The following is a 17,522-nucleotide window of genomic DNA, read 5'->3' as shown; positions in this document are numbered from 1 at the left end:
AAAACCGAGGCGCCATGCCGTCGGCGCAGACCGCTGTGGTCCGCGCCGCCATCGAAGACCGATGAGTGTTGCTGGGACGTATGCGATTCCCGATACGCCCGCGATACATCAGCACCCCCGGCATCCAGGGGACGGCCCGCAGGTGAGAAAGGCTGCACACGCCGACTCGGCTGTGGCGGCGCGTGGGGTGAAATCCGGTGGTCTCAGCCTTCAGGTGCGGTGCGGATACTCAGTACGCTGGGATAATGCGGATTGTTGCGGTTGCCGATACGCACACCTATCACCATGAGCTCGCGGTCCCCGAGGGGGATGTCTTCGTGCACGCCGGTGACCTGTGCCGGCGCGGCAAGGACCTCGGAGAACTCGAGGACGCCGCGGACTGGATTCAAGCCCTTCCGCATCGGACGAAGGTGGTCGTCGCAGGCAACCACGACTGGATGTTCCTGGACGAGCCTGCACGGGCTCGCGCCGTCCTGGCCGACCGCGGCATCCGCTATCTGGAGGACAGCGGAACGGAGATCCACGGCGTCACGTTCTGGGGCAGTCCCTGGCAGCCGAAGTTCAACGAGTGGGCCTTCAATCTTCCGCGGGGCCGTCTTCTTGCGAAGAAATGGGCCCTGATTCCGGACGGCGTCGACGTCCTGGTGACGCATGGGCCTCCACTCGGAATCGGTGACGCGAACGCCTATCCCGGACGTCACGGTTGTGAGGACCTGCTGGCCCGGGTGCGGCAGATCCGTCCCAGACTTCACCTGTTCGGTCATATCCACCAGGACGGGGGGCTGTGGCGCCAGGGGGAGACGACGTTCGCCAACGTCACCACCTGGGAGTGCGAGCGCGGCCCCACCGTCGTCCGCCTGGAGGCCTCGGGCGTTGTTGGTGAGATCGTGCCGCCGGCGCGAACCCGCTGAACCGCGCCCCGACGCTCGTTCAGGTGCCATCGGGACGGGCCGCGTCGCCCATCAGGCTCAGGTCGTACGGCGTCCGCACCGGGTCGTCGGGGATCTGCTCGATCAGCACGGCCTCGCGTTCGCGGCGGCGTTCAGCCGGCCGAGGGGCTGGATCGCGCGAACGTCTCCGCCGATGCGCGCCTTGTGGAACCCATGGGATTCGTTTTCCGAGAGTTGATCAGCGCACGGCGCGGAGCAGGTTGTCCCCGGGTCCCCATCCAATTACCGTCCATGTCTGAACGATCACTCTATGTGACTGCATGTCGCGGAATCGGGGAGAGCCATGTCGATCAGGCATTTCGTTGGCGGAGCCGTTGTGCTGGGCGCCGTCGCGGCCGGGACGTTCGGGGTCGCGGGGACGGCGTCGGCCGGGACGCCGGCCTCCGCCATCAGCATCGACGGCGGGCACGGGGGGCACGGGGGGCACGGCAAGGCCACGGCGCCGGAACGGGTCCTGACCGACAGCGCGCTCGTCCGGGCGACCAAGGCCCTGGTGCAGTCGGCCCGGCGGCACGGGAACCAGCATGTGACGATGGTCATCATGGAACGGGCCGGCACCATCCGGCTCGTGGTCCGCCTGCGCAAGTCAGGCCCGCAGACCTACGAGTCCGCCAAGCGCAAGGCCTACACCGCCGTGGCCTTCGGCCAGCCGACCAGTGCTCTGGCCGGAAACGAGACCATCAAGCAGATCCCCGGAACCCTGGTCCTGCCCGGCGGCGTCCCCGTCAAGTACAAGGGGTTCCCCATCGCGGGCATCGGCGTCGGCGGCGCGCCCGACGGCAGGATCGACGAGGCCATCGCCAACGACGTCCTCGCGGCCATCGAACGCTGACCGGGAAGCCCGCCAAGCCTTCGCCGCATTCGGTCTCCCGGATCGGGCGGCGGGGCGGAGCGGGCCCGATGTCCGCGGCTCAGGACGCGTCCGGCCTCAGGCGTTCCCAGGGTTCGTTCGCTCGGTTCTGGACGACGTGGCCGATCAAGCGGAACCTGCCGGACGGCGCACGGTGGCCGTGCCGGTGTCGAGATCGATGCGCGTGCGCGGGGGAGCACCGTCGTCCTCCTCGTCTCGCAGCATGAGCGAGGAGCGGCGCTGCTCCTGCTGATGGCGGTGCGTGCCGTGGAAGAAGGCGTCCAGCTCGCCGACGGCGACCGCGGAGACCGGGCGGCCCACCTCGTCCCGCCTCCAAGGCAGGTGGAACCTGCGGTGCGCCCACAAGCCCGCACGATCGAGCACGGCAAAGGCGACCAGTGCGATCACGAGCCCGGGGATCGTGATGAACGCGATGACCGCCACGCCCCTCCAACGGCCTCGCCCGGTCACGGGTTCCGACATTCTGATGCCGATGTGGCCATGCCAGTAGTGGACGAGGGCAGTGCCGGCGATGGCCGCTATGACGAACAGCGGGCATACTGCCCTGTTCGTGTTGGATCTGCCTGCGTAATGGTGGCGACATCGCGCGCTGCTATGCGCATTCGCCGAGCGGAGCGCTTATGGCCGCAGTGCAGATCAGCGTGAGGCTCGACCGGTCGACGCGGTGGCGGAGGATCCGGGAGCAGCAGGCAGTGGCAGGCGAGGGAGGGCGGCCTACGCGCGGGTGCGGGCGGCCCGCAGGGTCAGACCGGACGCCGAGGCCGGGCAGGTCGTGGACCTCGAAAGGCGGCACGGGCCTGGCGTCCCGGGTTGCCGGCTCGCTCTCCGGTCATGTCTTTTGGGGTGGCTTCTGATCCGCGTGATGCGGTTCCGGGGAGACGGTAAGAAACTGGCTCCCTGCGGGGAGCGGGGAGCCAGGGGTCGTTCGGGGGCGCCGGTCAGCGCCCCCCGGAGGGCCTTGCCGCCTCGGCCTCTTCCTTGTTGTCGTACGGCCCAGAGACGATCTTGTCGGTGCCGACTTCCAGCACCCACCACTTTTTGTACTTGCGTCTTCGTATGCGGGTAGCCACGTCCTCCCGCTCCTTTCCGTTGTGCTGCCGCCCGCACCTAGCGCGGACGGTCAATTAGTTACCGTCTTGTTCTTGTGCCGGGGCGCAAGCACAACGGGCCAGGGGGGTGCCTGGCGGGCGCTGCTGGAGCGGGCGAGACGTTGCGTCGAAGGCGGGGCGGGAGCGTCCGGCTCGGCGGGACGCGCGTGCTGAGGTGGCGGCCGCGCGGCGGTTGCCGAGAGGCCCTTTCGCCGCATTGGGGCGCCGTCCGGCCGGGTGGGAGGCACCGGCCGGACGGCGTTCAGGAGCGGGGCCGTGTCTTGTCGTCAGGCCCAGTCGACCAGGTCGACGGTGTCGTTGTCGGTCTGCGGCTCCTCCAGGGGCTGGCCGGGGTAGAGGGGGCGGGTCTTGTCGTCCGAGTCGATCAGGACGGCCACGCTGTGGGTGTTGTTCACCCAGGACGAGACGTTGTTCGCGGCGGTGCCGTCGCCCATGGGCAGGTCGTTGAGGTCGACCTTGTAGCCGGCGCCGATGCCGTAGGCCGGACCCTGCCGCTTGTAGTGCTGGTAGAGGCAGAGGGTGGCCGGGGGGCAGCCTTCGGCGTCTTCGAGCTTGATGACGCCGGGCGGCAGGTCGGCGAGGGCCGGCCGGGCCGTGACGCCGGCGGCCTGGGCGGCGGTCGCCGCGGCGGGACTGATCGTCGCGGCGCAGGTGGCCAGGGCGGTCGTGGTCACCAGGAGGCGCGCTTTCCAATTGGCCATCGGGGGGCTCTCCGTTTCGTATGACGTGGTTTGCGGCATGAGTGACGCCGCGCGACTAGAGTTGCACGGAGAGTGATTGTGCGTCAGTGTGCGACGATGGCCTTATGTGGTCAGATTGCTACTGACTGTTACTTGCCGCAGGTGGTACCCGTCCTGGTAGACGCCGAGAGTGAACGCTGATGTTCACTTTGTGTAGCGGCTCAGGGGGTGCAGAGGGCGCTGGGGAGGGCGGCCTTCATGGCCTCGTCCAGGGCGGGGCCTCCGCCGGGGTTGAGGTTGACCATGACGGTGGCCTGCCGCCCGTGCGTGGTGGCGCCCGCGCGAACGCTGAAGCCCGGCATGTCGCCGTCATGGCCCCAGAAGCCGTCCTTGCAGGTCGACGAGTTCGCGACGGGGACCCATTGCAGTCCGAGGCCGTACTTGGAGCCCGACGTGCGGCCCGTGGGGCGGGCGTCCAGCATCTCCCGCAGTTGCGCGGGCTTCAGCAGGCGTCCCTGGAGGAGGGCCGCCAGGAAGCGGTCGAGGTCGGCGGCGCTGGAGATCATGCCGCCTCCGGCGACGGACGGGTTGAGGCGGGTGATGTCCACCAGGTCGGACTGGGGCCGGACGTAGCCGCGGGGGTGCGGGCCCGGGATGCCGGGGGCGTCCTGCGGGACGAAGGTGTCGTGCAGTCCGAGCGGACGGATCACGCGCCGACGGATCTCGTCGCCGTAGGGGTGTCCCGTCACGCTCTCGATGATCATTCCGGCCAGGAGGTAGTTGGTGCTGGAGCAGCCCCACCCCATGATCTGCCGTCCGTCGTTGTCCGCGCCGCGCACCGCGCCGGGCAGGTACCGCTCCACGGGGCGTCCAGCTCGACGCGGCCCTCACCGAGGGCGACGAGGGGCGGCCGGGTTCCTGTGATCATGCTTCGGGACGATAGGAAGCGGCGGTTCGCGCGCACATCCGGTGTGTGAGCCATCTGCGCCCTCATCCGTATTAGGGAAGTAGTGGGTTGTCGTGGGTCGGGGCGGTTCCTACGGTTGAGGCATGGACGAACGGGGCGTACGGGGGCCGGGCAAGGTCGAGGCGGTCCGGTGGTGGGGGCGGATGGCCCGGAGCCCGCTCGACACCTACGGGGCGCTCGCCAGAACCTACGGGGACGCCGTTCGGGTGCCGTTCGGGCGGAACCGGGCGTTCTTCCTGCTGTCGCGTCCCGAGCATGCCGAGCGGATCCTCGTCGCCAACCAGGACAACTACGTCAAGGCGTTCACGTACCGGCCGCTGCGGGCCATGCTCGGGGACGGGCTCCTGACGAGTGAAGGCGGGACGTGGCGGCGGCATCGGCGGGTGGTGCAACCGGTGTTCGCGCAGCGGCACGTCGCCGAGTTCGCGCCGCAGATGACCGGCACGGCCGCACAAGTCGTCGAACGGTGGCCCGACGGGGTCGCGCTGGATGCGGCAGGAGAACTACGGCGGCTCACGTTGGGCATCGTGGGACGGGCGTTGTTCGGCAGCGAGCTCGAAGGGGAAGCCGAGAAAACGGGGCGAGCACTTGAGGCGCTCCAAAGGGGGGCCGTCATCGGAACCTTCTTGCCCGGAGCGACTGCAAAGCGCGGCGTGTATCGGCGGGTGCCTGGGCTCGGGGGAGCTCTGGAGTACCTGGACGACATGGTCCAGCGAGTCGTGAAGGGCTCGTCCGGTGGCGAACTGCTGCATCTCCTCAAGGAGAGTGGTCAGTTCAGCGAGACGGAGCTCCGCGACGAGGTTCTGACCCTTCTGTTGGCCGGACACGAGACCACTGCGGCTTCGCTGGCCTGGACGTTCATGCTCCTGTCGAAGTATCCGGCGGCCAGGGACCGCCTGGAGGACGAGGTGGACGAGGTTCTCGGCGGCAGGGAGCCGAAGGCCGAGGACGTCGACCGGCTTCCCTGGACGAAGGCCGTCCTGTCGGAGGCGATGCGCCTCTATCCGCCCGCCTGGACCATCGAGCGCGACGCTCTGGAGGACGACGAGGTCGCCGGAGCGCGGGTGCCGGCCGGGTCGACGATCGCCGTGCCGCCGTATCTGATCCATCGGAACGCCGAGGTCTGGCCCAATCCGGAGGGCTTCCAGCCAGAGCGGTTCATGGGTGAGCAGAAACATCCCCGGTACGCGTACCTGCCGTTCGGCGGCGGGCGCCGCATCTGCGTGGGCGCCGGGTTCGCGATGCTGGAGGCGACCCTGGTCCTCGCCACCATCGCCCGCACGCACCGCCTCGACCTGGTGCCGGGCGTGGCGGTGCCCGTGCGGGCGGAGATCACGTTCCGTCCTGCCGGGGCCCTGCCGATGCGGGTCATACGGAGGTAGGCCTTTCAGGCGGGCCGGATGTTGTGGTTGCGGTGGAACACGTTCTGCGGATCGTAGGCGCGCTTGGCCTCGCGCAGCCGCCGGAAGTTCTCCGGGGTGTAGGCGGTGGCCGTCCTGGACGTGTCGTGCAGGAAGTTCAGGAACGAGCCGCCGGTCGCGAAAGCGGCGAGCGGAGCGGCGTCACCGGCTGAGCCGTCGACGCTGAGGGAGAACGGGACGTCGCGGTGCCCGACCGGGCCTGCGTCCGGCGCGGGACGCGCCATGGCGCCGCCCCAGTGCCGGACCTCGATTCCGGACGCGTCGCTGTGGGCGATGGCAGAGATGAGGGCGTCGGGCAGGTCGGCGTACAGGTGGAAGTGGAGAGGCGGAGTACCGCCCAGCGACTCGGTCTCGGCGTAAGGCATCGGGCGGAAGTCGGCGTGCAGCGGCGTGCCTGCGGCCTTCCAGATTGAGCGCAACGCGCGCGCGCCTTCCTTGGCGGTTCCCGCATAGACGGCGCGGACGGCGACGACCCGGCCGTAGTCCGCGTGCTTGGTCACCGCAACCGAGACGGTGAGCGCGTCGGGGCGCGTAGGAGCCTCGTCCCGGAAGCACGTGAGTATGTCGGTGGACCGTCCGGCCGGGAAGAGCGCGACCCCCGCGTAGACCGTCGAAACGGGCTGGAGCCGGAACTCCAGGGACGTGACGACGCCGAAGTTGCCGCTGCCGCCGCGCAGCGCCCAGAAGAGGTCGGGGTGGCGGTCGGCGTCGGCGGTGAGGTGCCGGCCGTCGGCGGTGACGAGGTCGGCGCGCAGCAGATGGTCGGCGGCGAAGCCGAACCGGCGGGACAGCCAGCCGACGCCGCCGCCGAGGGTGTAGCCGGCGACGCCGACGGAGGCGTGCGAGCCCGACGGCGGCGAAAGGCCGAGCGGCGCCGCGGCGGCGATCACGTCGCTCCAGCGGGCGCCGGCCTCGGCGCGGGCGGTGCGGCGGGACGGGTCGACGAGCACGCGGGACATGCGGGACGTCCTCAGCAGCAGCCCCTCGTCCGGTGGGACGACCGTGCCGTGCCCGGTGGCCTGGACGGTCAGGGGCAGTCCGCGTTCGCGGGAGGCGAGGATCGCGGCGCGGACGTCCGCGACACCGGCGGCGTCGACGGTCAGCGGCTCGGCGGTGCGGGTCCGGGGCTGCGGCCGGGCGGCGGTGTTCATGATCTCTTCCTTTCGGAGGTTTTTTCTCCACTTACTCGCACCGTAGCATTGGCCGGAGGTTATGTCTCCACTTAGTTGCGGACTTCCGACGAGAATCGGAGGGCAAGCCTCCACTACGCTGGGGCTCATGGGTGCGAAGCAGCGGCCGCTGCGGGCCGACGCGCGGGACAACCGCGACCGGATCCTCGCCGCCGCCCGTGAGGTGTTCGTCGAGCAGGGACCGGGCGCGCCGCTGGAGGAGATCTCGCGGCGCGCGGGCACCGGAATCGCCACCCTCTACCGGCGCTTTCCAGACCGGCAGACGCTGACGAGGGCCGTGGCCCTGGACGCCCTAGAGCGCACCAGGGACGAGGTCAAGCGCGCGCGGGACGAGGAGCAGACCGCCTTCACCGCCCTCGTCCGCTACATGCACCGCGTGCTGGACATCCGCATCGGCGCCGTCTTCCCCGTCCTGCTGGACCAGATCCCGTTCGACGACGCGGAGGTCGCCGCCACCCGCGACGAGGGCGTCGCCGTCATGAAGGAACTCGTCGCTGCCGCCCAGAAGGACGGGGATCTGCGTTCGGACGTCACCCACGGCGATGTCGGGATGCTGCTCGTGCGGCTGTCGCGCCCGCTGCCGGGCCCGCTGCCACGGGAGACGGGCGAGGAGCTGGCGCACCGGCATCTCGACCTGATCGTCGACGGCCTGCGCGCCGGGCGTCCCGGCGAGCTCGGCGGCCCCGCACTGACCTTCGACGACCTGCGGTCCCTGGGAGGCGAGAGGGAAAAGTGACGTCCGGGCCGTAATGGGCACAGGCCAGGACATGAACATCACAGGCATCATCACCGCGATCGTCATCGGCGCGATCATCGGTGCGCTCGGCCGGCTGCTGCTGCCCGGCCGGCAGCCCATCGGCGTCATCATGACCGTGATCGTCGGCATCGTCGCCGCGCTCGTCGGGACGGCCATCGCGCAGGGGGTCGGCGTGGCCACGACGAGGGGGATCGACTGGATCGAGCTGGTCTTCCAGATCGGCCTGGCGGTGATCGGCGTCGCGATCGTCGCCGCCATCCGGGGCAGGCGCGGCCACCGCCGCTACGAACGCTGACGGTCCGGGCACGGCGCCGGCCGCGCTCGCGCGCCCGGACCCGCGAGCGGGCCGCCCGTGGTGCCCCGGCCCTGCCCGCGACCGTTGATCTGCCACGCCCCGGGCGGCCGCCCCCGCCCCGTCATGGGACCCGAACGCGCCGTCGTCCCCCACCTGACCTGGGCGGTCGCGGCCGGCGTTCGACCGCGGCGGCCGTGTGGCCGCCTCCGGCCTCCGTCATGCGGATCTCGTCAAACGGTGCTTGCGGTCGGCGAATCTTTGCTCTCATAGGGCGACCGAAAGGACGCGGAGAGTAATGAAGGGGCGGGGGGACCGAATGGCGGGGGGACTGGCGCCTGTTGCGGGATATGAGAGGTTCCTGCTCTTGCGGAGGCGGTTCCGGCGGGCGGCGGTCGTGGTCGCGGCCGGGTTCCTCGGGTGGTATCTCGTCTTCGTCGGGCTGGCCGCGTTCGCGCGCGGGTTCATGGCGCGGACGGTCGCCGGGAACGTCAACGTCGCGCTGCTGCTCGGGCTGCTGCAGTTCGCCTCGACGTTCGCGCTGACCGTGGGGTACCTGGCGTACGCGCGGCGGCGGCTGGACCCGCTGGCCGGTGAGCTGCGGTGACGGGGCGGGCGCTGACGTTCGGGCTGTTCCTGGCGTTCATCCTGATCACGCTGGCCATCACGGTGCGGGCGCGGGTGACCACGCGCGGCGCCGACGACTTCTACGCGGGCGGGCGGACGTTCACCGGCCCGCAGAACGGGATCGCGCTCGCCGGCGACTACATGTCGGCGGCCTCGTTCCTCGGCATCGCCGGGATCATCGCGCTGAACGGGTACGACGGGTTCCTGTACTCGATCGGGTTCCTGGTGGCGTGGCTGCTCGCGCTGCTGCTGGTCGAGATGGTCCGCAACGCGGGCCGGTTCACGATGGGGGACGTGCTGGTGCGCCGGGTGCGGCGGCAGGCCCCGGTGCGGCGGGCCGCGGCCGTCTCCACCGTGACCGTGTCGGTGTTCTACCTGCTCGCGCAGATGGTCGGGGCCGGGGCGCTGGTGTCGCTGCTGCTCGGCATCCATCGCGGCGAGCGGTTCCTCGGGATGGACGCCGGCACCGCGAAGACCGTCACGATCGTGGCGGTGGGCGCGCTGATGATCCTCTACGTGGCGTTCGGCGGGATGAGGGCCACCACCTGGGTGCAGATCATCAAGACCGGGCTGCTGATGGCCGGCGCGGTGGTGCTGACGGCGCTGGTGCTCGGCAGGTTCGGGTTCGACGCCGGCGCGATGCTCGGGTCGGCCGCCGACGCGAGCGGGAAGGGCGAGGCGTTCCTGCGCCCCGGGCTCCAGTACGGGCAGGACGTCCCGGGCGACGCCTACCGGACCGTGGTCAACAAGCTCGACTTCATCAGCCTCGCGCTCGCCCTCGTGCTCGGCACGGCGGGCCTGCCGCACGTCGTCACGCGGTTCTTCGCCGTCCCGGACGGGCGGGCCGCGCGCACGTCGGTGTCGTGGGCGATCGGCCTCGTCGGCGTCTTCTACCTGATGACGCTCGCGCTCGGCTTCGGCGCGGCGGCCCTGGTCGGACGGTCCGCGATCGTCGCGCAGGACCCGTCGGGCAACACCGCGGTGCCGCAGCTCGCGCGGGCCGTCGGGGAGCACGTCGGCGGGCGCGCCGGCGGGGACGTCCTGCTGGCGTTCATCGGGGCGGTGGCGTTCGCGACGATCCTCGCCGTGGTGTCCGGGCTGGTGCTGGCGTCGTCAACGTCGCTGGCGCACGACTACTTCGGCCAGGTGCTGATGCTCGGCCGCCCGCGCGAGTCGCAGGAGGTCGCGGTCGCGCGGTTCGCCTCGTTCCTCGTCGGCTCGCTGGCGATCGTCCTGGCGGTGGTCGCCCGCGACCTGAACGTGGCGTTCCTGGTCGCGCTGGCGTTCGCGATGGCCGCCTCGGCGAACGTCCCGGCGATCGTGCTGTCGCTGTTCTGGCGCCGGTTCAACTCCGCCGGGGTCGTCGCGGGCATCTACGGCGGCCTGGTCGGGTCGCTGGTGCTGGTCGTCTTCTCGCCCGTCGTGTCCGGCAAGGTCGACCCGGTGACGGGGGAGAGCCTGTCGCTGTTCCCCGCGGGCGTCGACTTCCACCTGTTCCCGCTGGAGAACCCGGGTCTCGTGTCGATCCCGATCGGGTTCGCGTGCGCGGTCGCCGGCACCTTCGCCGGACGGGAGAAGGCCGACCGGGACCGCTACGACGACCTGTCGGTCAGGGCCCTGACGGGTGCAGGATCACAGTGACCCGGACGGCGCGCACGCGTTAGCATGCCATGCCCGGTTTGATTACCAGTGAGTACGGAACGCTGATCCGGGAAGATCCGCGCTGTCCGGGACCGTGCCCTAATGTGCCGAGTGCCCGGGCCGGGGGCGGTTCGCGTGGCAGAATGTCACCCGCCGTGGAGCACGGTGGTCAGCCGGAGGGAGGGGCGGCGTGTCCGAAGCCGGTCGGCGCCGTCCGGCGCAAGCGCGACCGGCCGTGCCGTGGCTCCGCCTCGGCGCACGGACGACGGCGGCCCTCGCCGCCCTCGCGCTCGGCGCCGCCGTGGCCGTGCCCGCGGCGATCGTCACCGGCGCCCCGGCGAAGGGCCAGACCGTTCGCGGCGCGTCGGCCGGCGCCGTGGCCGGGCTGAACGCCCCGACCGACCAGATCCGCTCCCGCGAGTGGCACCTCGACGTCCTGCGCGCGCAGAAGGCGTGGCGGTACTCCCGGGGGCGCGGCGTCACGGTCGCCGTCCTCGACACCGGCGTCGACCGCCGGCACCCCGACCTCACCGGGCGGGTCGTCACCGGCCCCGACCTGACCGGCGGCGTGCGCCGTCCGGGCAGCCGCTACTGGGGCCTGCACGGTACGTCCATGGCCAGCATCATCGCAGGTCACGGCCATGGACCCGAGCTGTCGCAGGGCATGATGGGCGTCGCGCCGCTCAGCAGCGTCCTGTCCGTCCGCGTCACGCTGGAGAACGACGACCCGCTGCGGCGCGACAACGGGCAGCAGCCCGGCGCCGGCGGCGACCGCGACGCCGTCGCCCAGGGCATCCGGTACGCCGTGGACCACGGCGCCGGGATCATCAACATGTCGCTCGGCGGCGGCCGCCAGTCCTACAACGGCACGCCCTCGCAGGAGAAGGCGATCCGGTACGCGCTCTCCAAGGGCGTCGTGCTCATCGCCTCCGCCGGCAACGACGGCTCCGGAGCGAACCGCAGGAACTTCCCCGCCGCCTACCCGGGCGTGATCGCCGTGGGCGCGCTCGACCGCCGCCTGCGCCTCTGGAAGGACAGCAACCGGCGCTCGGGGGCCGCCGTCTGCGCCCCCGGCGTCGAGGTCGTCAGCGCGGACGCCAGCAACGGCTACGTCGTCGGGACGGGCACCAGCGCCTCGTCCGCGATGGTCGCCGGGGTGGCCGCGCTCGTCCGCTCCCGCTACCCGAGGCTGAGCCCCGCGGAGGTCAGGCGGGCGCTCATCCAGGGCTCGCCGGTCCGCCCCTCCCGCCCCACCGGCTCGCCCGAATGCCGCGGGACGGTCGACGCGGTCCGCACCCTCGCCGCCGCCAACGAGATCAACAAGACCTCCAGCGGGCCGGTGGAGACGCCGCCGCCCCCGGCCGCGACGCCGCGGCCGGCCGCCGGGTCGTCCGGCCGCGACTCCGGCGTGCTGTTCCCGCTCGTCCTCGGCGGCGGAGGGCTGCTGGTCGTCCTCGGGCTCGTGCTCGGGTGGCGGCAGCGGCGGCGCCCGGAGGAGGAGGCCGCCGACACCGACGCCGTCGCCGACTACGGCCTGCCTTCCGCCTCGTCCGCCCCGTCCGCGCCGCGCGAACCCGCCGGCGTGCCCGCGGCCCCGGCCGAGATGTTCGCGGCTCCGGTGGTCGCGCCGGTGAACGCGCCGCTCTTCCAGAACAACGAGGTCTACCCGGGGCCCGCCGCCGAGGAGCCTCCGCTGCCGGGCGCCGTGCCGCAGAGCGCTCCGCTCTGGGACGTTCCGCAGCCCGGCCCGGGCCCTGACGCCTTCGCCCCGCCGGAGCCCGGCGCCGCCGAGCCCGCGCCGCCGTCCGGCTGGGACGGGCGGCTGCCTCCTCCCATCGAGCCGAAGGGGCCCCCGATCATGCCGGGCGAGCTGCGCCCCTTCGTGCCCGGCGAGTTCGGCGCGGGCGGCCACGGAAGGCACAACGGCCACGACCCGCTCAACGGGCATGACCCGCTCAACGGGCACGACCCCCTGAGTGGGCAGGACCCGCTCAACGGTCACGACCCCCTGAGCGGGCAGGACCCGCGCAACGGGCACGATCCGCTCAACGGCTACGACCCGCTCAACGGGAGCGGGTACGGCGGCGGCCTCGACGACCCGGCGCGGGACGAGCCGTCCGCCCTCGACGAGGAGTGGGACGCCTTCCGCCGCGGCACCCGGGACGCACCGGACCTGTCCGGGCCCGGAACGACGGCTCCGTTCGCCGAGGTGCCCCCGGAAGCCCCGGCGGAGCCGCCGCCCCCGCCCGTACCCCACACGGACGAGGGAGCGGCCGGCGCGTACCCGGACGCCCCGGCGCCCGGCCAGGGCGGTGTCGAACCGCCGGAAGGGCCCGTCCCGCCGCCGGACCCGGCGGGCGGCGAGCCGCGCGGACGGCACTCGCGGCGGCCGCGTCCGGGCGAGGACGAGGACTACCGGCCCCCCTGGTGGTGAGCGCGGTACTCCGGCGGGCGTAGCGCGAGTGCCTCCGGCCGGACGATGCGGGCCCCCGCACCCCTCGCCGAGCATCGACTCATCCGACACAGGAAGGTCGATGAACCATGTTGACGACGTTGGCGACGCAGGCGGCCGCGATGCACCCGGGCGGCTGGCACGACGGGGACGCCCCCGCGTTCTGGCCGGTCTTCCCGATCACGTTCGGCCTGTTCTGGCTGGCCGTGCTCGGCACCGCCTTCTACCTCATCCGCCGCCGCATGCACGACGGCGCCGCGGCGGCCAGGGCGGCGGCCGACCCGATGACCAGGGCGCGCTCGGTCCTCGCCGAGCGCTTCGCCAGGGGCGAGATAGACGAGGACGAGTACCACGTCCGCATGTCCGCCCTCCGCAACGCCGACTGACCCGGTCAGTCGGCGGCGGCCTCCTCGAAGATGCGGTCGATGCCGTCCGGGTAGATCGGCGCCCGGACGGCGGCGTCGGCGAAGCGGGTGAGCAGCCGGGCGAACTCGGTGCGCTCCCGCTCCGACCAGTCGGCCATCAGGTCGTCGAGGTAGGCGCGGCGGAACCGGTCGGAGACCTGCTTGACGCGCCGCCCGGACTCGGTCAGGCCGAGGTTGGCGCGGCGCGCGTCGACGGGGGACGGGCGGCGGGACACCAGGCCGGCGTCGATGGCGTGCCCGACGAGGCGGCTCGCCGTGGACGGGTCGACCTCCAGACGTTCCGCGACCGCGCCGACCGTCACCTCGCAGGACGGCCCGTCCGGGCGCTCGCGGGCGGTGAGGGCGGCGACCGCGTTCACCACCATCAGGTTCGACAGCTGCAGCGGGCGCCCGTCCGTGGCGGCGGAGGTCTGGGCGCGGACGCGCTTGACGAGGTCGGGCTTGGCCCACACGCGGCGCAGATGGAACAGCGCTGTCGCGATCTCGGTGAGGGCGCCGTCGGCGGGAGGTCCGGAAAGGCTCCCGTCCCGGGGCGCGCGCCGCTCGGCGCTCCGTCCCGTGGCGGAGGTCTCCGTCGCCATGCAAGGTCTCCGTTCCGGCTGCCGAACGCTGCGGATCATCCACTCTAACGTATGCAGAGTACATATGTTACGCCGCGGCGTGAGCACCGTTGCCCGTGAGACACACGGAGCGAAAGAGCCCCAGGTGAACGGGGATGTGATGCACTGAACCACCGGCATCCGTTCACCGGGATCCGCCCGTACTTGTCGGCCCGGACGCGTAGCATGGCTCCCGCCCGAACCCGGACGACCCGGGATCAGTAACCACAGAGGGGACCTGATGCGAGCGGCGAACGCCCCCGGTGACCCCCGCGACGAGGTCCCCCCGCCGGACCGAGCAGCGGACGACGGCCGACCCCCGCCACCCCCCGCCGAGCCCGGCGCGGCCGACGCGGAGGGCGGGGCCGACGACGCCGCGTTCAGCGCCGGCGGGCTCTCCGAGCGCGACCGGCGGATCCTCGCCTTCGAGCGGCAGTGGTGGAAGTACGCCGGCGCCAAGGAGCAGGCCGTCCGCGAGACGTTCGACATGTCGGCGACGCGGTACTACCAGCTCCTGAACATCCTGATCGACCGGCCCGAGGCGCTGGAGTGCGATCCGATGCTCGTCAAGCGCCTGCGCCGGATGCGGACACAGCGGCAACGCAGCCGTGCCGCGCGGCGGCTCGGTATCCGGCCCTGACCTGGCCACCATTGGTCACGTGAACTCTCCCCGCTCTTTGACGGCCGCAGGCGCCGCAGGCCTCGACGCCATCCGCGAGAACCCGGCCGGGGCCGTCCTCGGCTTCGACTTCGACGGCACGCTGGCGCCGATCGTCGCCGACCCCGCCTCGGCGCGGGCCCATCCGGACGCCGCGCCGGCCCTGGCCCGGCTGGCCCCGCTGGTCGGCTCGCTGCTGATCGTGACCGGACGTCCCGCCGCCGTGGCCGTCGAGTACGGCGGTTTCGAGGGCATCGACGGGCTCGTCGTCCTCGGGCAGTACGGGCTCGAACGCTGGGAGTCCGGCGCCCTGACCGTGCCGGAGCCGCCGCCCGGCGTCGCCGAGGCCCGCGCGAAGCTGCCCGGCGTCCTCGCCGCCGCGGGCGCCCCGCCCGAGACGTTCGTCGAGGACAAGGGGCAGGCGCTCGCCGTCCACACCCGGCGGTGCGCCGAACCGCAGGTCGCGCTGGACCGGCTGCGCAGCATCCTCGCCGCGCTCGCCGAGCGGACGGGGCTGTCCGTGGAGCCCGGGCGGTTCGTCCTCGAACTGCGCCCGCCCGGCATGGACAAGGGCAAGGCGCTGCGCTCGTTCATCGACGACCGCGGGTCCCGTCCCTCCGCCGTGCTGTTCGCCGGGGACGACCTCGGCGACCTGGCCGCGTTCGACGCCGTCGACGCGCTGCGCGCCGAGGGCGTGCCCGGCGTGCTGGTGTGCAGCGGCTCGACCGAGGTCACCGCGCTCGCCGGACGGGCCGACCTGGTGGTCGACGGGCCCGCCGGCGTCGTCGACCTCCTGGGCTCGCTCGCCGGCCCCCTCGCCTGACTCCTCCTTCCCTCCGCCCCGGCGCCGCGTGGGGCGCCGGGGCGCGGAGGAGTTGTTCGCCGGGTGATAAGAGTCGCCGCCCGAGTTGTCGTATCTCGCGAGACTCCGGGGGCGGGTGTGGAACCGGGGGTTAATTACGCCAAAATGTGGTGAATTGCGGTAGGTGCGGGTTCACGGGGGAGCCGCACGAAGGACATCGGGAGGCTAGACGGTGGACACGGAGCAGGGACTTCCGCGCCGTCCGGGCGAGATCAGGCACACGCCCTCCCAGGGCATCCCGAAGGCCACGCCCCGGGAGGGGACACCGGTCCAGCCGCCCGGCGCCGCCGTGCCGCCCCCGGGAGCCGTGATGCCGCAGACCGCCCGGCCCGGCGCCCCGGCGTCGCCGGTCGGGCCGCCCCTCCCGCCGGACGCCCCGACGCGTCCGATCGTCCACACCGCGCAGGCCGCGCCGGCGGCGTCCGCGCCGCCGCGCGTCTGGGGCACGCCGCCGCGGTCGCATCCCGCGCCGCCGCTCGGCGGGTCCGAGTGGGCCGCCGTGCCCGAGGCGCAGGACGCCTACTCCGAACCCGAGGAGTGGTCGTCGGGCACGGGGCCGATGGGCGTCCGCGAGACCAGCGGCGTCCAGGTGCGGCTCGGGTCGCGGGAGCGCGAGCGCGAGCGCCGGGAGCGGCGGCGCAAGGGGCGGCGCAGCGGTCTGGTCGCGGCGGGCGTGCTCGTCCTGGCCGGTCTGGTCACGGCCGGGCTCGTGCTGACGCCCGGCTCGGGCGACGAGGGGGCGACGGAGGCGGCCCCCGCCGCGGGCGAGCGGGCGCCGGGCGGCGCCAAGCCGCCGCCCGCGGGGTCGCCCATCACGGTCGGCACCGCCGACGGCTCCCGGTACAGGATCGCCGCGGTGACGTCAGGGATCAGCGACGGCGTGGTGACGGCGTCCCGGTCCACTCCGCCGTCCGGGACGGCGTTCCCCTACATCGAGTACATCCTCGCCAACCCGGGCGGCGGGAAGGTCCTGCTCGACTTCCCCGGCGACGTGTTCGTCAGGCGCGACCTCGTCACCCCGGCGGCGCGGGGGCGCTGCATGCCGCAGGCCGGCGTCCCCGAGGCCCTGTGCACGCCGCCGACCGACAGCCAGGTCGTGCGGCGGCTCGCCGGAGGCGCGCTGGTCGCGGGGGAGGGCGGCGACAAGTACCTGCCGCCGGGCTCGTCCTACCTGGTCCGCGCGACGGTGGACGTTCCGGTCGCCCGCGGCGTCAGGCGCTCGGACATGGCCCTGTACGTGTGGAAGCAGCTCTACATGGCCGACCGGCTCGCCAGGCGGGCGCCCTTCCCGAAGCAGAAATGAAACCGCCGTGGCCTGGGCGGCCACGGCGGTTCCGGTCGGTGCTCTCTGAGGCTCACTCGGCTTCGGGGTCATCGGCGAGGATCCCGTAGAGGCGGCGGCGGGCGTCGTTGACCACGTCCAGCGCGCGCGCCTTCTGCGCCTCGCTGCCGACGGCCATCACCTGCTGCAGGGCCCCCATCAGCTGGCCTACGGCCTCGCGCCCGCGCAGGACGTTCTCGCCCGCGGCCTCGGTGACCTCGTCCCAGGGGGCGGCGGTCTGCGCCGACGCCTCCTCGCGGCCGGCGTCGGTGAGGGAGAACAGCCGCTTGCCGCCCTGCTCCTCGCTGCTGACCAGGCCCTCGTCCTCCAGCATCTGGAGGGTGGGGTAGACCGAGCCGGGGCTCGGCCGCCAGACGCCGCCGGTGCGGCCGTCCAGCTCCTGGATCATCTCGTAGCCGTGCATCGCCCGCTCGGCCAGCAGGGCGAGCAGCGCCGCCCGGACGTTGCCGCGCCGGGTGCGCCGCCCGCGTCCACCGCGTCCGCGATGGCCGGGGCCGAAACCAGGGCCGAAGCCGGGTCCGCCGGGCCCGCCGGGCCCCCAGGGACCGAACGGGTCGCCGCGGCGCCCCCGCTCCTCGGGCCCCCTGAAGCCGCCGCGCCTTCTCATCGTGTGCTCGTGCATCGCAGTCTCCTTCGTCGGTTGATCGGTTGCGATGCTTCGACGATATATCGCTAACAT

20 protein-coding genes are annotated in these 17,522 nt (G+C 72.7%); 13 read left to right on the top strand and 7 right to left on the bottom strand.

The window, feature by feature from the left end:
- Positions 1-245: 245 nt before the first annotated feature.
- The gene (locus tag ACQEU6_RS23255) at positions 246-911 is read left to right on the top strand and encodes a metallophosphatase domain-containing protein (RefSeq protein ID WP_499334908.1); all 666 of its coding nucleotides are present in this window, start codon (positions 246-248) and stop codon (positions 909-911) included.
- A gap of 355 nt (positions 912-1,266) precedes the next feature.
- A complete protein-coding gene (locus tag ACQEU6_RS23250) occupies positions 1,267-1,782 on the top strand; it encodes a GlcG/HbpS family heme-binding protein (protein WP_499334906.1) in 516 nt (171 codons plus the stop codon).
- Between the two features lie 144 nt (positions 1,783-1,926).
- Here ACQEU6_RS23250 and ACQEU6_RS23245 read toward each other — a convergent pair whose 3' ends face one another.
- Positions 1,927-2,244, bottom strand: a complete 318-nt coding sequence (locus ACQEU6_RS23245; RefSeq protein ID WP_499334904.1) for a DUF6191 domain-containing protein — start codon at positions 2,242-2,244, stop codon at positions 1,927-1,929.
- Between the two features lie 113 nt (positions 2,245-2,357).
- Between ACQEU6_RS23245 and ACQEU6_RS23240 the strand changes: the two genes are divergently transcribed.
- Positions 2,358-2,675 carry a DUF8175 domain-containg protein gene (locus ACQEU6_RS23240; protein ID WP_499340322.1) on the top strand — a complete coding sequence of 106 codons (318 nt, stop codon included), beginning with the start codon at positions 2,358-2,360 and terminating at the stop codon, positions 2,673-2,675.
- Positions 2,676-2,759: 84 nt separating this feature from the next.
- On the opposite strand, the gene ACQEU6_RS23235 is transcribed toward ACQEU6_RS23240, so the two are convergent.
- The 3 genes from ACQEU6_RS23235 to ACQEU6_RS23225 all read right to left on the bottom strand — a co-directional run bounded on the left by ACQEU6_RS23235 (position 2,760) and on the right by ACQEU6_RS23225 (position 4,473).
- Entirely contained in the window at positions 2,760-2,891 is a 132-nt protein-coding gene (locus tag ACQEU6_RS23235) for a hypothetical protein (protein WP_499334903.1), read from the bottom strand.
- A 305-nt stretch (positions 2,892-3,196) separates the two neighbouring features.
- Positions 3,197-3,631, bottom strand: a complete 435-nt coding sequence (locus ACQEU6_RS23230) for a peptidase inhibitor family I36 protein (protein WP_499334901.1) — start codon at positions 3,629-3,631, stop codon at positions 3,197-3,199.
- A gap of 200 nt (positions 3,632-3,831) precedes the next feature.
- Positions 3,832-4,473 carry a serine hydrolase domain-containing protein gene (locus ACQEU6_RS23225; RefSeq protein ID WP_499334900.1) on the bottom strand — a complete coding sequence of 214 codons (642 nt, stop codon included), beginning with the start codon at positions 4,471-4,473 and terminating at the stop codon, positions 3,832-3,834.
- Positions 4,474-4,660: 187 nt separating this feature from the next.
- Between ACQEU6_RS23225 and ACQEU6_RS23220 the strand changes: the two genes are divergently transcribed.
- Complete coding sequence (locus tag ACQEU6_RS23220; RefSeq protein ID WP_499334899.1) at positions 4,661-5,959, top strand: cytochrome P450; 1,299 nt, start codon at positions 4,661-4,663, stop codon at positions 5,957-5,959.
- Between the two features lie 5 nt (positions 5,960-5,964).
- Here the strand turns inward: ACQEU6_RS23220 and ACQEU6_RS23215 are convergent, their stop codons facing one another.
- Entirely contained in the window at positions 5,965-7,149 is a 1,185-nt protein-coding gene (locus ACQEU6_RS23215) for an FAD-binding oxidoreductase (protein ID WP_499334897.1), read from the bottom strand.
- 127 nt (positions 7,150-7,276) lie between these two features.
- Here ACQEU6_RS23215 and ACQEU6_RS23210 point away from each other — a divergent pair, with 127 nt between their 5' ends.
- The 6 genes from ACQEU6_RS23210 (at position 7,277) to ACQEU6_RS23185 (ending at position 13,343) form a co-directional block, all read left to right on the top strand.
- Complete coding sequence (locus ACQEU6_RS23210) at positions 7,277-7,924, top strand: TetR/AcrR family transcriptional regulator (RefSeq protein ID WP_499334895.1); 648 nt, start codon at positions 7,277-7,279, stop codon at positions 7,922-7,924.
- Positions 7,925-7,955: 31 nt separating this feature from the next.
- On the top strand, positions 7,956-8,240 hold the full coding sequence (locus tag ACQEU6_RS23205; protein ID WP_499334893.1) for a GlsB/YeaQ/YmgE family stress response membrane protein: 285 nt from the start codon (positions 7,956-7,958) through the stop codon (positions 8,238-8,240).
- Between the two features lie 364 nt (positions 8,241-8,604).
- Complete coding sequence (locus tag ACQEU6_RS23200; RefSeq protein WP_499334892.1) at positions 8,605-8,844, top strand: DUF485 domain-containing protein; 240 nt, start codon at positions 8,605-8,607, stop codon at positions 8,842-8,844.
- Complete coding sequence (locus ACQEU6_RS23195) at positions 8,841-10,505, top strand: monocarboxylic acid transporter (protein ID WP_499334890.1); 1,665 nt, start codon at positions 8,841-8,843, stop codon at positions 10,503-10,505. The genes ACQEU6_RS23200 and ACQEU6_RS23195 overlap by 4 nt, the downstream gene beginning before the upstream one ends.
- 190 nt (positions 10,506-10,695) lie before the next feature.
- Positions 10,696-12,939, top strand: a complete 2,244-nt coding sequence (locus ACQEU6_RS23190; RefSeq protein WP_499334888.1) for a S8 family peptidase — start codon at positions 10,696-10,698, stop codon at positions 12,937-12,939.
- Positions 12,940-13,046: 107 nt separating this feature from the next.
- Positions 13,047-13,343, top strand: coding sequence for an SHOCT domain-containing protein (locus ACQEU6_RS23185; RefSeq protein WP_499334886.1), 297 nt, complete (start codon positions 13,047-13,049; stop codon positions 13,341-13,343).
- A 5-nt stretch (positions 13,344-13,348) separates the two neighbouring features.
- Here ACQEU6_RS23185 and ACQEU6_RS23180 read toward each other — a convergent pair whose 3' ends face one another.
- Positions 13,349-13,963 (bottom strand): MarR family winged helix-turn-helix transcriptional regulator, encoded by a 615-nt coding sequence (locus tag ACQEU6_RS23180; RefSeq protein WP_499334885.1) that lies wholly within the window; start codon positions 13,961-13,963, stop codon positions 13,349-13,351.
- Between the two features lie 259 nt (positions 13,964-14,222).
- On the opposite strand from ACQEU6_RS23180, the gene ACQEU6_RS23175 reads away from it, so the two are divergent.
- The 3 genes from ACQEU6_RS23175 (at position 14,223) to ACQEU6_RS23165 (ending at position 16,804) form a co-directional block, all read left to right on the top strand.
- Positions 14,223-14,621, top strand: a complete 399-nt coding sequence (locus ACQEU6_RS23175) for a DUF3263 domain-containing protein (RefSeq protein ID WP_499334883.1) — start codon at positions 14,223-14,225, stop codon at positions 14,619-14,621.
- Between the two features lie 19 nt (positions 14,622-14,640).
- Positions 14,641-15,462 carry a trehalose-phosphatase gene (gene otsB, locus ACQEU6_RS23170; protein WP_499334881.1) on the top strand — a complete coding sequence of 274 codons (822 nt, stop codon included), beginning with the start codon at positions 14,641-14,643 and terminating at the stop codon, positions 15,460-15,462.
- Between the two features lie 211 nt (positions 15,463-15,673).
- Entirely contained in the window at positions 15,674-16,804 is a 1,131-nt protein-coding gene (locus ACQEU6_RS23165; protein ID WP_499334879.1) for a hypothetical protein, read from the top strand.
- 52 nt (positions 16,805-16,856) lie between these two features.
- Here the strand turns inward: ACQEU6_RS23165 and ACQEU6_RS23160 are convergent, their stop codons facing one another.
- Positions 16,857-17,465 carry a PadR family transcriptional regulator gene (locus ACQEU6_RS23160; protein ID WP_499334878.1) on the bottom strand — a complete coding sequence of 203 codons (609 nt, stop codon included), beginning with the start codon at positions 17,463-17,465 and terminating at the stop codon, positions 16,857-16,859.
- Between the last annotated feature and the right edge of the window lie 57 nt (positions 17,466-17,522).

Origin of the sequence: Spirillospora sp. CA-108201 (genome assembly GCF_050936235.1) — a bacterium.
In the GTDB taxonomy this organism is placed as follows: domain Bacteria; phylum Actinomycetota; class Actinomycetes; order Streptosporangiales; family Streptosporangiaceae; genus Spirillospora.
This window is presented reverse-complemented; position numbering and strand designations above follow the sequence as displayed.